Origin of the sequence: Kitasatospora sp. NBC_00374 (assembly GCF_041434935.1) — a bacterium.
Lineage (GTDB): Bacteria > Actinomycetota > Actinomycetes > Streptomycetales > Streptomycetaceae > Kitasatospora.
Genome location: NZ_CP107964.1, coordinates 6,647,303 through 6,659,555 on the forward strand (window position 1 = coordinate 6,647,303; position 12,253 = coordinate 6,659,555).

Consider the following 12,253-nt stretch of genomic DNA (forward strand, 5'->3'; position numbering starts at 1 on the left):
GATGCACCGGCTGGTCGCCCGCCCGGAGTTCGGGGCCCTGCTGGCGGCGGTCGCGGTCTTCCTGTTCTTCGCCCTGACGGCCGACAGCTTCCTGCGGCTGTCCTCGCTCGGCACGGTGCTGTACGCGGCCTCCACCCTCGGCATCATGGCGGTGCCGGTCTCGCTGCTGATGATCGGCGGGGAGTTCGACCTCTCGGCCGGCGTGCTGGTCACCACCGCGGCGCTGACCTCGTCGATGGTCTCGTACCAGCTCACCGCCGTGACCTGGGTCGGGGCGGCGGTCTCGCTCGCGGTGGTGCTCGCGGTCGGTGGCTTCAACGGCTGGATGCTCGGCCGCACCCGGCTGCCCAGCTTCATCATCACGCTCGGCACGTTCCTGATGCTGACCGGTGCCAACCTCGGCGTCACCAAACTGGTCTCCGGCACCGTCAGCACCATGCCGATCGGCGACATGGAGGGCTTCGCCTCCTGCCACTGGCTGTTCGCCTCGGAGTTCACCGTCGGCGGGCTGACGGTGCGGGCCACGGTGTGGTGGTGGCTCGGTCTGGTCGCGGCGGGCAGCTGGGTGCTGCTGCGCACCCGCTTCGGCAACTGGGTGTTCGCGGTCGGCGGTGACGCGGCGGCGGCCCGCGCGGTGGGTGTGCCGGTCGCCAGGACCAGGACCTGCCTCTACCTGGGCGTCGGCTTCTGCGCCTGGGTGCTCGGCCAGCATCTGCTGTTCTCCTTCGACACCGTGCAGTCCGGCGAGGGGGTCGGCAACGAGCTGATCTACATCGTGGCGGCGGTGATCGGCGGCTGCCTGATCACCGGCGGCTACGGCTCGGTGGCCGGCTCGGCGCTCGGCGCGCTGATCTTCGGGATGGTCAGCAAGGGCATCGTGTACGCGCAGTGGGACCCGGACTGGTTCAGGTTCTTCCTCGGCGGGATGCTGCTGCTGGCCGCGCTGCTCAACTCCTGGGTCAAGCACCGGGCCGAGCTGGGGAGGGCCTGATGGCGCTGCTGGAACTGGCCGGGGTCGGCAAGTGGTACGGCTCGGTGCGGGCCCTGGAGGGGGTGTCGCTGACCGTGGAGGCCGGGCGGATCAGCTGTGTGCTGGGCGACAACGGAGCCGGGAAGTCCACCCTGATCAAGATCATCGCGGGGCTGCACCAGCACGACGAGGGAACCTACACCGTGGGCGGCCGGGAGCTGCGCCTGACCTCGCCGCGCCAGGCCCTCGACCTCGGCATCGCGACGGTCTACCAGGACCTCGCCGTCGTCCCCCTGATGCCCGTCTGGCGGAACTTCTTCCTCGGCGCCGAGCTCGGCTCGCTGCGCCTGGACATCCCCCGGATGCGGTCGGTCACCCGGGAGGCGCTCGCCCGGATGGGCATCGAGCTGGCCGACGTGGACCGGCCGATCGGCACCCTCTCCGGAGGCCAGCGGCAGTGCGTGGCGATCGCGCGGGCGGTCCACTTCGGCGCCGAGGCGCTGGTGCTGGACGAGCCGACGGCCGCGCTCGGGGTCAAGCAGTCCGGCGTGGTGCTCACGTACGTGGCCGCCGCGCGGGAGGCCGGGCTCGGGGTGGTGCTGATCACCCACAACCCGCACCACGCCTTTCTGGTGGGTGACCACTTCACGCTGCTGCGAAGGGGGAGGATGGCGGGTAGCCACCCGCGCGCGGAGATCAGCCTCGAACGGCTCACCACTGAGATGGCGGGCGGCTCTGACCTCGCCGAGCTCAGCCACGAGCTCGGCCGCCCCGACCCGAAGGAGCGTCCACCCCAGTGACCAGCCCGAACGACAGCGCGCGGCCGCCGGTCCTGCCCACCCTGTTCGGCATCGGCCAGCGCGGGGCCGACCGCCGACGGCGTACCCTGCCGGCCGGGGTGCTGCGGCTGCCCACCATCGGTGTCGACATCGGCGGCACCAAGGTGGTGGCCGGAGTCGTCGACGGCGAGGGCCGGGTGCTGGACCGGGTACGCGCCGAGACCCCCGACAAGAGCAAGAGCCCCCGGGTGGTCGAGGACGTCATCGTCGAGCTGGTGCTCGAACTCGCGGACAAGCACGACGTCCACGCGGTCGGCGTCGGCGCTGCCGGCTGGGTGGACGCGGACCGCTCCAAGGTGCTCTTCGCCCCCCATCTGAACTGGCGGGGCGAACCGCTGCGGGACGCGCTCAGCGAGCGGCTGCGCTTCCCGGTGATCGTGGAGAACGACGCCAACGCCGCGGCCTGGGCCGAGTGGCGGTTCGGTGCCGGGCGCGGAGAGGACCACATGGTGATGATCACCCTGGGGACCGGGATCGGCGGGGCGGTGGTCCGGGACGGCTACGTGGACCGGGGCAAGTACGGGCTGGCCGGCGAGTTCGGCCACATGCAGGTCGTCCCGGCCGGGCACCGCTGCCCGTGCGGCAACCGCGGCTGCTGGGAGCAGTACTCCTCGGGCAACGCGCTGGTCCGGGAGGCCCGCGGGCTGGTCGAGGAGGAGTCCCCGGTGATCCAGCCGCTGCTGGCCCGGGCCGGCGGTACGGCGGCGGGCATCACCGGACCACTGGTCACCGAGGCCGCGCGGGACGGCGACCCGATCGCGGTCGAGCTGCTCTACGAGGTCGGCCACTGGCTCGGGGTCGGCATCGCCAACCTGGCCGCCGCCCTGGACCCGGGGCGGTTCGTGGTCGGCGGCGGTGTCTCCGAGGCGGGCGAGCTGCTGCTCGCCCCGGCCCAGGACGCCTTCCGCCGCACTCTGACCGGCCGTGGCTTCCGCCCCGAGGCCGGCATCGTGCCGGCGGCCCTCGGCAACGAGGCCGGGCTGGTCGGCGCGGCCGACCTGGCCCGTCAGGTGGCCCGCCGCTTCCGCACCGTCAAACGCCGTCGCGCGGAACGGGCTTCGCTGCGGTAGCGGCGGCCGGCTCCGGAGGGTGGTGGGTGGTGGTCCGGGAGGTTCCGCGGATCGGGTAGGGTTTCCTCATCACTCGGGCGCGGGTGGCGGAATAGGCAGACGCGCTGGATTCAGGTTCCAGTGCCCGAAAGGGCGTGGGGGTTCAACTCCCCCCTCGCGCACCACTGAGGCCGGTCGGACATCTCCGACCGGCCTCGCTGTGTTCCCCGCCGCACCTCAGCGGGATCGAGATCCAGGACGGGCCAGCGGCCGGGGAACCGAAGGCTACCGGCCGGTAGTGCGGCGATGCGCGGTTGTCCTGTGCACCACACCTGTGAAAGAACGGGAACTGACGCCGCCTCAGGAGGTCCGTATGAGAGTCCTGGCCCGTTCGGTTCCCGCTCTGGCGATCGCCGCAGCCCTGGTCTGTGCGGTGGTCGCGCCCGCCCGGGCCGCAGCGCCCCCGCCCAAGGTCCCGGAGGCCGCCGGCTACGGCGGCGCCGTCGCGAGCGTGGACGCGGACGCCACCGCGGCCGGCATCGAGGTGCTCCGCCACGGCGGCAACGCCGTCGACGCCGCGGTCGCCGTCGCGGCCGCGCTCGGCGTCACCGAGCCCTACTCGGCCGGCATCGGCGGTGGCGGCTACTTCGTCCTCTACGACGCCCGCACCGGCCGGGTCTCCACCCTGGATGGCCGGGAGACCGCCTCGCGCCGGTCCGACGAGACCCTCTTCCAGGAGAACGGCAAGCCGCTGCCGTTCGCCGACGCCGTCACCAGCGGCCTGTCCGTCGGCGTCCCAGGCGCCCCCGCGACCTGGGACAAGGCGCTCAAGCTCTGGGGCAGCCGCTCCCTCGGCGAGGTGCTGCGCCCCGCCGAGCGGATCGCCGACCGGGGCTTCACGGTCGACCAGACCTTCCAGGACCAGACCGCGCTCAACCAGAGCCGCTTCAAGGACTTCCCGGCCACCCGGCAGCTCTTCCTGCCGAACGGCGCGCTCCCGGTGGTCGGCTCCCGGTTCCGCAACCCCGACCTGGCCGCCACCTACCGCGAGCTCGGTCGCCAGGGCGTGGACGCGCTCTACCGCGGCCCGATCGGCGCCGACCTGGTCCGCACCCTCCAGCACCCGCCGGTCGACCCGGCCTCCGGCCGCAACGCCCGGCCCGGCCAGGTCACCACCGCCGACCTGGCGGCCTATCAGGTACTGCTCCAGCAGCCGACCAAGGTCGCCTACCGGGGCCTCGAGGTGAACGGCATCGCGCCCTCCTCCTCCGGCGGCACCACCGGCGGCGAGGCGCTGGGCATCCTGCGGCAGAGCGACCTCTCCCGGCTGGACGACACCCAGTACTACCACCGCTTCCTGGAGGCGAGCCGGATCGCCTTCGCCGACCGGGGGCGCTGGGTCGGCGACCCGCGCTTCGTCCAGGTGCCCACCGCACAGCTGCTCTCGCCGGCCTTCGCGGCCGCCCGGGCCTGCCTGGTGGACCCGGGCCGTGCGCTCACCAGCCCGCTCGCCCCCGGCGACCCCTACCACCCGGCCGCCTGCGCGAGCAGCGGCCCGGCCGTCGCCGAGACCTACGAGGGGCCGAGCACCACGCACCTGACCGTCGCCGACCGCTGGGGCAGCGTGGTCTCCTACACCCTGACGATCGAGCAGACCGGCGGCAGCGGCATCACCGTCCCCGGCCGCGGCTTCCTGCTCAACAACGAGCTGACCGACTTCTCCTTCGCCCCGGCCACCCCGGGCGTGCCCGACCCCAACCTGCCGGGCCCGGGCAAGCGGCCGAGGTCCTCGATCTCGCCGACCATCGTGCTCAAGGACGGCCGGCCGCTGTTCGCCACCGGCTCGCCCGGCGGCTCGACCATCATCACCACCGCGCTCCAGGTGGTGCTCGGCCGGATCGACCGCGGGCTGACGCTGGAGCAGGCCATCGCCGCCCCGCGCGCCAGCCAGCGCAACACCGCCGCCACCAGCGCCGAACCGGCCTTCCTCGCGCTGCCCGAGCGGGCCCGGCTGGAGGCGCTCGGCCATGTCTTCGTGGACGGCGGCGAGATCGGCGCGGCCACCGGGGTCGAGCGGCTGCCGGACGGCCGCTGGCGCGCGGCGGCCGAGCCGGTCCGGCGCGGCGGCGGCTCGGCGGCGGTGGTGGTGCCCGGCCGGTGAGCCCGGCCGCCGGGCCCGGTCGCTGAGCCCTGCCGGGGTTGTCGGTGCCGGGCGGTATGTTCGGGGTGGGTGTCCAGGTGCGTTCGTGCGTCCCGGGGCGCCCACCCCTCGTCCGCAGCACCCGGGAAGGCCGCCAGCCGTGACAGTCCGCATCGCCACCTGGAACATCAACTCCGTCACCGCCCGGCTGCCCAAGCTCCTGGAGTGGCTGGAGAGCGCCCGGCCGGACGTGCTCTGTCTGCAGGAGCTGAAGTGCTCCGCCGACGCCTTCCCGTACGACGAGGTCAAGGAGCTCGGCTACGAGACGGCCGCCCACGGCGTCGGCCGCTGGAACGGCGTCGCGGTGCTCTCCAGGCTCGGCCTGGAGGACGTCGTGCGCGGCCTGCCCGAGCAGCCCGGCTACCTCGCCGACGGCGCGCTGCTGCCCGAGATCGAGCCCCGGGCCGTCGCCGCGACCTGCGGCCCCGTCCGGGTCTGGTCGGTGTACGTGCCCAACGGCCGCGAGGTCGGCCACGCGCACTACCAGTACAAGCTGGAGTGGTTCGAGGCCCTGCGCAAGGCCGTCCTGGAGGACGCGGCGGGCCCCCGCCCGTTCGCCGTGCTCGGCGACTACAACGTGGCCCCCACCGACGAGGACGTCTTCGACCCCGCCGCCTTCGCCGGCCTGACGCACGTCACCGAGCCCGAGCGGGCCGCCCTCGCCGCCCTGGCCGAGGCCGGCCTGCAGGACGTCGTGCCCCGCCCGCTCAAGTACGACCGCCCGTACACCTACTGGGACTACCGCCAGCTGGCCTTCCCGAAGAACCGGGGCATGCGGATCGACCTCACGTTCGCCAACAAGCCCTTCGCCGACGCGGTGACGGACAGCTACGTCGACCGCGAGGCCCGGAAGGGCAAGGGCACCTCGGACCACGCGCCGGTCGTGGTCGATCTCGACCTCTGAGCGGCCGTTCGCATCCGCAGGGCCGGTGACGCGGGGTAGCCGGATGGACCCGAACGGGCTCCGCCGGGTGGCCGCCCGGCGTGGCGCTGCCTAGCGTCGCGGGTAACCGGGTGTAGCTGTTCGATCACGTGGACGTCGGCGTCCGCCCGCTACACCCGAGAACCTTGGAGGTACGGCATGCGTCGCACGCGTACGGCCGCCGCAGCCCTGCTTGGCGCGACCACCCTGCTCGGTCTCGCCGGGCCGGTGGCCCATGCCAAGGACGTCGCACCCGCATGGGTCAGCCCGGCGGAGGCGGCCTCCGGCCAGACCGTCACCGTCAGCGTCACCTGCGACACCAGCTCCGTGAAGACCGTCACCGCCAACTCCCAGGCCTTCGTCGGCGGCTCGGCCACCCTCACCGTCGGCCCCGACGGCAAGTACAGCGGCCCGGCCAAGCTGGTCGCCCAGCAGGATCTGACCGGCACCGTCAAGAAGGCGCTCCAGGGCAACTCCTGGGGGATCGACGGCAAGTGCCCCAACGGCGACACGTTCACCGGCGCGGTCGGCGTCACCGGATCGGCTTCCTGGGCCAGTGGCGGTGCCACCGGTGGCGCCAAGCCGTCCACCCGGCCCGCCGAGCCGTCCGCCCAGCCCGCCGAGCCCGCCTGGTCGGGCGAGCCGAGCGGCCCGCACGGCTCGGTGGGCACCGGCCTCGGTGGCTCCATCGACACCGACGGCCGTCAGCTGGCGGCCGGTGGTGTGCTGGTCGCGGCCGGTATCGCCGGGTTCTGGCTGCTGCGCCGCCGCACCGGCGACGGGCAGCAGTCCTGATGCCCCGGATCTCCCCCTGCGCTCAGCGCCCCGTGGTCACGCCGGGGCGCTGAGCCGTGCCGCGGCCGCGGTGTACCCGTCGGCAGGCTTCTGCGCCGGGTCCTCGTCCGGCTCCGGCGCCGCGAGGGCGCCGGAGGCCAGCAGGTACTGCGCCGCGATGTAGGTGGACATGATCAGCAGCCCGTGGCCCGGGAGCTCCTTCCAGCCCGCGATCCGGGTGGCGATCAGGGAGTCCGACAGCAGGAACAGCGCGCCGCCGAGCCCGGTGCGCCAGCCGCGCCCGGCCGAGGTGACCGCCGTGGAGGCGAGCAGCAGACTGTACGCGGCCACCGGGATCTGCAGGTCGCCCAGGTCCGGCCAGAGCTGACCGATCATCGTCGCACAGGCCGTCGCGTACGCCGCCCCGACGAGCAGGCTCCGGCGCCGGTCGGTGAGCGCGCCCTGGCGAACGAACATCGTCACGTAGCAGACGTGCGCGGCCGCGAAGGAGCCCATCCCCGCCAGGAACGCGGTGTCCCCGTCGAGCTGGAGCGCCACGTCCCCGCCCGCGCTCAGCAGCAGGGCCGGCGTCAGCAGCTTCGGCGCCCGGGGGCTGCGCGCCAGGGTGTGCGCGGCGAGCAGCGGCATCAGGGCCGGCTTGGTGGCGTGCTGCAGCACGGTGGCGCCGGTCGCGATCGCGCCCAGGTGGGCGGCCGAGGTGGCGGCGAAGCCGGCCAGCAGTCCGCGGGCGGTGCGCAGGCGTCGGGTGATGGTCATGCGGCGGTGCCCTCCGGGCGGTCGATGGTGCCGGGCTGCCAGCCCGGGCCGTTGATGAGGTGGCGGACCCGGTCGCCCCAGCCGGTGGCCCGGGCGACGTCCCTGGCGATCGACACGTACTCGTGGGTCGCCACCCGAAGCGGGTTGAAACTGTCCAGATTCTTCGTCAGGCCGTACACCGGCTTCGTGGTCTCCGCGGCGAAGCTGCCGAACATCCGGTCGAAGACGATCAGGATGCCGCCGAAGTTGCGGTCCAGGTAGCCGCCCTGGGACGCGTGGTGCACCCGGTGGTGCGAGGGGGTGTTGAGGACGAACTCGAACGGCCGGGGCAGCCGGTCGATCCGCTCGGTGTGGATCCAGAACTGGTAGACCAGGTTGGCCGAGGAGCAGAAGGCCAGCGCGGCCGGGTGCACGCCCGCCAGGATCATCGGCAGGTAGAAGACCCAGCTGGTGGCGCCGGTCCACGGCTGGCGCAGGGCCGTGGAGAGGTTGTAGTGCCGGCTGGAGTGGTGCACCACGTGGCAGGCCCACAGGATCCGGATCACATGGTGGCCGCGGTGCGACCAGTAGTAGCAGAGGTCCTGCGCCAGCAGCATCAGCGGCACCGTCCACCACAGCACCGGCACCCGCAGCGGGGTCAGCTCGTACAGCGCCGAGTAGACCGCCAGGATCGGGATCCTCCAGCCCGCGTCGAACAGCAGGCTGCCCAGTCCCATGCCGAGGCTGGTGCCGGTGTCCCTGGCCGTGTAGCCCTGCTCCTCCTCGTCCGGACGGAACCGGTAGGAGACCATCTCCACGACGGTGAGCAGCACGAAGGCGGGTATCGACCACAGCACGACGTCGGGCAGGTTCGGCATGCCCGAGACGATAGGCGACGGCGGCGGACCTGCGGAAGAGGTTGTTACCCGCGCGTAGCGGCCGGGCCGGGGACCGGGCCGAGCAGGCGGGCGAGCCTGCGGTGGGCGGGGGCCACCGTCTACTCTGGTGGGCGACATGGAGCAGCACGAGCACGCGACCGGCGCCGGGGAGGCGCGGGGTCGCACGGGGACCGGGCGCGCGGGCGGGGCGGGGCAGCTCACGGCCCAGCCGTCGGCCGACCTGTACCCGGCCGCCCAGGCGCTCGCGGCCCGGCTGGCCGAGGCCTCGCCGGAGGCCGCCCACGACCTGTTCACCGCCGCCTTCGGCCTCTACGGCGCGCGGCACTTCGGCGGCGCGCTCGACCCGGACGACCCCACCCCGGCCGGCACCAGCTGGTGGCACGGCCCGACCGCGCACCACTCCGCCGCGCTGCGCACCCGCCCGCTGCACTACCGCCGGGGCCGGCGCGACGCCGCCGGCCAGGGCGCGAACGGCCCGCTCGGCACGGCCGGCCGCCACCGCAAGCCGGAGCGCCCGCCCGGCTCGGCCGAACCGGCCGTGGCCGTCGAGCGCCGCACCGCCGCCCGCCTGCTGCTGGCGCACCCGCTGGTCACCGACACCGGACCGCACGCCGCGGGCTTCCCGCTGATCCACCGCCACGCGGACTGGCTCGCCGAACGCTTCCAGCGGGTCCTCGGCTACCGCCTGACGGTCGCCGCCCGGCACGCCCGGCTGCGCAAGGCCCCGATGCCCGGCCGCGCCCTGGAGGGCTTCACCCCCGCCTCGTACGCCTGCCTGGTGCTGGCGCTCGGTGCGCTGGCCGACGGCCGGGCACCCGACCTCGACCAGCCGCAGGCGCTCGCGGTGCTGCGGGACTGGCAGGTGGTCGACCGGGACCGGGACGGCGCCCCGACGGTCGACCGGGAGCTGGCCGCCGCGCTCGCCCCGGCGTCCGCGCTGCCCGCCGCCGGACCGGAGTTGACGGTCCGCCGGCTCCTCGTGGAGACACCGGTGGTGCTGCTGGACGAACTCTCCCCGGCCGAGCGGGACTGGCTGCTGCGCGGCAGGGCGGCCGAGGCCGCGCTGTTCGCCGAGTTCCTCGGCCTGCAGACCGAGGTCCGGGCGGAGGGGGTGGCCCTCTTGGACCCGGCGGACGAGCTCACCGACCTCGCCCTGCCCGGCACCGACACCCTGGCGCAGGCCGCCCTGCTGCTGGTGCGGCAGCTGGTGGAGGAGCTGCGCCCGCTGCCCGAGGACACGGCGCCGCCGGCCGTGCTGATACCGGACGCCCTGATAGACGGCGCGCTCGGCGACGTCACCGACGACCACGGCCTGCGGGCCGGGTGGAGCCCCGAGTACCTGGCGGACCGCCCGGCCTTCCGCCGCGACGTGCTGGCGCTGCTGGAGCGGATGGGGCTGATCGCCCCGGCCGGGCGCGCCTGGCTGCTGCGGGCTCCCGCCGCGCGGTACGCCCCGGAGGCCGACCCGGAGCCGGTGACGGGCCCGGGCCGGCACTCCCGACCGCCGGACCGCCGGGCCCCGGACGTGGAAGGCCCCGGCCGGCCGGGCTGAGCCCGGGGGCCGGGGCTGGTCCTGCGGGCGCCGCTACTTCGGTCGGACGCGCTCCGCGACCGGGCGGTACTCCTGCATGGTGGCCTCGTACTCGACCGGCTGGCCGGTCTCCAGGTGGTGGTCCTCGATCCCCATGATCGAGTCGTAGTAGACGGTCAGCTCGGGGCCGCCGTCGTCCGGGACGATGTAGCCGTGTCCGTGTTCGGGGTAGTACGTCCGCACGGTGCCGGTAGCCATGGTGCCTCCTCGGGCCGACGACCTATGGTCACCTGCAGTATCCGCTCGCGGCCCGGGCCCCACCACTCAGCGGGCGGCGGCGCTGGCCGCGGGGGCGGCGGGCCGGAAGGTCTCCACGGTGGCGCCCACCCCGAGACCGCCGAGCAGGAGGGAGGCGGCCACCGCGGTGCAGGCCAGCAGGCGGCGGTGCCGCTGGGGCAGCGGGAAGGCGGTGTCCCGTGGGGCCCGTGGGGCGGGGGACGACTGGGCGTTCATGACGGTGAGCATGCCAGTGCGGTGTTAACGGCCGATACGTCCGGGTTAAGTCTGGACAGGGGCTGGACGACGGGACGTCCGCGCAGGTGGTGAGGGGGATTCCGGTTCACCCGAACGGGTGACCGCAGCCTGAGGGGAGCATCCGCGCCGGCCGGCGGCGGGTACCGGAGGGCAGCCGGGCGGGCCGATCTGGGCAGTCCCGGCGGGCGCCCTGCTGACGGGGCGTCCGCTGGCCGCCTACGATCCGGTCATGACCGGGCGGAGCAGAGCCACCCAGCCGGGCGCCCGACGCCCCGGCTCGGCCGCCGTGCCCCGGTGTTGCCGGCCCTGCTGCCGCTGACCCCTGCCGCGGGCTCGCCGTCGGCGCAGGTCCCGGCCGGTCCCCTCGCACGCCGAGGCCCCGCCTGCCCGCGTGCGCGCCCCCTTCCCGAGGAGTGGAACCGCACCCATGGACGAGTACGAGTACGACCGCACGCGCCGCCGCGAGTGGCTGGCCGGCCGGGCCCGGTCGGCGGGCGTCGACCGCCGGACCCTGCTGCGGATGCTGGCCGCCGCCGGCGTCCTGGCCGGACCGGAGCTGGCGGCCGCCGACCGGGCGGCCGCCGCGCCCGCGCCCGCCGGACCTGCACCTGCCGGACCTGCCGCGCCCGCGCCCGCCGCCGGGCCGGTGCCCGGGATCGTCAAGCCGCTGCCGCCCGAGTGGTTCATCCCCCGGGGCACCAATGCCGAGATGCGCTGGGACACCCTGCGCGGCACCGGCACCGGCACCGGCACCGGCACCGGCGAGGCGGGTGACGGGACCGGCTTCCACACCCCGGTCGAACGCTTCTTCGTCCGCAACCACACCAGCACCCCGCTGATCGACCCGGCGACCTGGCGGCTCACGCTGCACGGCAGCGGACTGCGCGGGGGCGGCGCCGAGTTCACCCTGGCCGACCTCAAGCGGCTGCCCGGCACCCGGATCGACGCGCTGATCGAGTGCGCGGGCAACGGCCGCAGCTTCTACGCCACCCAGCAGGGCCAGGCCGTCCCCGGTACGCCCTGGCAGCTCGGCGGCGTCGGCTCGGCGGCCTGGCGCGGTGTGCGGCTCGGTGACCTGCTGCGCCGGGCCGGTCTGACCGGGGCCGCCGTCGACGTGCTGCCGGTCGGGCTGGACCCGGAGTACCACGCGGCCGACGGCACCGATCTCGGCCGGGTCCGCCGTCCGCTGCCGATCGCCAAGGCGCTCGACGACGTGCTCGTCGCGTACGAGATGAACGGCCACCCGCTGCCCGCGGACCACGGGGCACCCGCCCGGCTGGTGGTGCCCGGATGGGTGGGGATCGCCTCGATCAAGTGGCTGGGTTCGATCGAGGTGGCCGCCGAGCCGCTCTACTCGCCGTGGAACACCGACTTCTACCGGCTGTTCGGCCCCGACCACCCGGCGGGCGGCAGCGCGCCGCTCACCGGGCAGGTGGTCAAGAGCGCCTTCGAGCTGGCCCGGGGCGCCGTCCTGCCGGCCGGGCGGCGGACGCGGCTGCACGGCCGCTCCTGGTCGGGGGCGGCGGCCGTCCGCGAGGTCGAGGTCAGCTGGGACGGTGGCACCTGCTGGCACCGGGCCCGGCTGCACGACCGCCCGCGGTCCGGCGGCTGGACCCGCTGGAGCCTGGACTGGGCGCCCGAGGCCCCGGGCCCGTACGAGCTGCGCGCCCGGGCCGTCGACCGGCGGGGCAACACCCAGCCCCGGGTCGCGACCTTCAACCGGGAGGGCTACCTGTTCGGCGCGGTGGTGGCGCACCCGGTGACGGTGGCCTGACCCCG

12 protein-coding genes and 1 tRNA gene are annotated in these 12,253 nt (G+C 74.8%); 9 read left to right on the top strand and 4 right to left on the bottom strand.

The features are described from left to right. Position 1: 1 nt before the first annotated feature. From OG871_RS29645 to OG871_RS29675, 7 genes are all read left to right on the top strand, one after another. Positions 2-991, top strand: coding sequence for an ABC transporter permease (locus tag OG871_RS29645; RefSeq protein ID WP_371503466.1), 990 nt, complete (start codon positions 2-4; stop codon positions 989-991). Further along, positions 991-1,770: an ATP-binding cassette domain-containing protein gene (locus OG871_RS29650; protein ID WP_371500988.1), complete on the top strand. Its 780-nt coding sequence runs from the start codon at positions 991-993 to the stop codon at positions 1,768-1,770. The genes OG871_RS29645 and OG871_RS29650 overlap by 1 nt, the downstream gene beginning before the upstream one ends. Then, positions 1,767-2,879, top strand: a complete 1,113-nt coding sequence (locus OG871_RS29655) for an ROK family glucokinase (RefSeq protein WP_371500990.1) — start codon at positions 1,767-1,769, stop codon at positions 2,877-2,879. The genes OG871_RS29650 and OG871_RS29655 overlap by 4 nt, the downstream gene beginning before the upstream one ends. Positions 2,880-2,956: 77 nt before the next feature. Continuing rightward, positions 2,957-3,043, top strand: a tRNA-Leu gene (locus OG871_RS29660). A 188-nt stretch (positions 3,044-3,231) separates the two neighbouring features. Next, positions 3,232-5,019 carry a gamma-glutamyltransferase gene (gene ggt, locus OG871_RS29665; RefSeq protein ID WP_371500992.1) on the top strand — a complete coding sequence of 596 codons (1,788 nt, stop codon included), beginning with the start codon at positions 3,232-3,234 and terminating at the stop codon, positions 5,017-5,019. A gap of 139 nt (positions 5,020-5,158) precedes the next feature. Next, positions 5,159-5,962, top strand: a complete 804-nt coding sequence (locus OG871_RS29670) for an exodeoxyribonuclease III (RefSeq protein WP_371500994.1) — start codon at positions 5,159-5,161, stop codon at positions 5,960-5,962. A 177-nt stretch (positions 5,963-6,139) separates the two neighbouring features. Then, positions 6,140-6,775, top strand: a complete 636-nt coding sequence (locus tag OG871_RS29675) for a hypothetical protein (protein WP_371500996.1) — start codon at positions 6,140-6,142, stop codon at positions 6,773-6,775. A 36-nt stretch (positions 6,776-6,811) separates the two neighbouring features. Here the strand turns inward: OG871_RS29675 and OG871_RS29680 are convergent, their stop codons facing one another. Next, the gene (locus OG871_RS29680; RefSeq protein WP_371500998.1) at positions 6,812-7,531 is read right to left on the bottom strand and encodes a lysoplasmalogenase; all 720 of its coding nucleotides are present in this window, start codon (positions 7,529-7,531) and stop codon (positions 6,812-6,814) included. Then, positions 7,528-8,388: a sterol desaturase family protein gene (locus OG871_RS29685; protein ID WP_371501000.1), complete on the bottom strand. Its 861-nt coding sequence runs from the start codon at positions 8,386-8,388 to the stop codon at positions 7,528-7,530. Before OG871_RS29685 ends, OG871_RS29680 begins: the two co-directional genes overlap by 4 nt. A 136-nt stretch (positions 8,389-8,524) precedes the next feature. Between OG871_RS29685 and OG871_RS29690 the strand changes: the two genes are divergently transcribed. Further along, entirely contained in the window at positions 8,525-9,961 is a 1,437-nt protein-coding gene (locus OG871_RS29690; protein WP_371501002.1) for a DUF2398 family protein, read from the top strand. Between the two features lie 33 nt (positions 9,962-9,994). On the opposite strand, the gene OG871_RS29695 is transcribed toward OG871_RS29690, so the two are convergent. Beyond that, positions 9,995-10,198, bottom strand: a complete 204-nt coding sequence (locus tag OG871_RS29695; RefSeq protein WP_371501004.1) for a cold-shock protein — start codon at positions 10,196-10,198, stop codon at positions 9,995-9,997. Positions 10,199-10,264: 66 nt separating this feature from the next. Continuing rightward, the gene (locus tag OG871_RS29700; RefSeq protein ID WP_371501006.1) at positions 10,265-10,453 is read right to left on the bottom strand and encodes a hypothetical protein; all 189 of its coding nucleotides are present in this window, start codon (positions 10,451-10,453) and stop codon (positions 10,265-10,267) included. Positions 10,454-10,901: 448 nt separating this feature from the next. Here OG871_RS29700 and OG871_RS29705 point away from each other — a divergent pair, with 448 nt between their 5' ends. Beyond that, complete coding sequence (locus OG871_RS29705; protein WP_371501008.1) at positions 10,902-12,248, top strand: sulfite oxidase; 1,347 nt, start codon at positions 10,902-10,904, stop codon at positions 12,246-12,248. Positions 12,249-12,253 lie beyond the last annotated feature (5 nt).

What these genes read in the sequence shown, in the direction of transcription:
- OG871_RS29645 (WP_371503466.1), top strand. Translation starts at nt 2, where the DNA reads ATGCACCGGCTGGTCGCCCGCCCGGAGTTCGGGGCCCTGCTGGCGGCG.
- OG871_RS29650 (WP_371500988.1), top strand. Translation starts at nt 991, where the DNA reads ATGGCGCTGCTGGAACTGGCCGGGGTCGGCAAGTGGTACGGCTCGGTG.
- ggt (WP_371500992.1), top strand. Translation starts at nt 3,232, where the DNA reads ATGAGAGTCCTGGCCCGTTCGGTTCCCGCTCTGGCGATCGCCGCAGCC.
- OG871_RS29675 (WP_371500996.1), top strand. Translation starts at nt 6,140, where the DNA reads ATGCGTCGCACGCGTACGGCCGCCGCAGCCCTGCTTGGCGCGACCACC.
- OG871_RS29680 (WP_371500998.1), bottom strand. Translation starts at nt 7,531, where the DNA reads ATGACCATCACCCGACGCCTGCGCACCGCCCGCGGACTGCTGGCCGGC.
- OG871_RS29685 (WP_371501000.1), bottom strand. Translation starts at nt 8,388, where the DNA reads ATGCCGAACCTGCCCGACGTCGTGCTGTGGTCGATACCCGCCTTCGTG.
- OG871_RS29690 (WP_371501002.1), top strand. Translation starts at nt 8,525, where the DNA reads ATGGAGCAGCACGAGCACGCGACCGGCGCCGGGGAGGCGCGGGGTCGC.
- OG871_RS29695 (WP_371501004.1), bottom strand. Translation starts at nt 10,198, where the DNA reads ATGGCTACCGGCACCGTGCGGACGTACTACCCCGAACACGGACACGGC.
- OG871_RS29700 (WP_371501006.1), bottom strand. Translation starts at nt 10,453, where the DNA reads ATGAACGCCCAGTCGTCCCCCGCCCCACGGGCCCCACGGGACACCGCC.
- OG871_RS29705 (WP_371501008.1), top strand. Translation starts at nt 10,902, where the DNA reads ATGGACGAGTACGAGTACGACCGCACGCGCCGCCGCGAGTGGCTGGCC.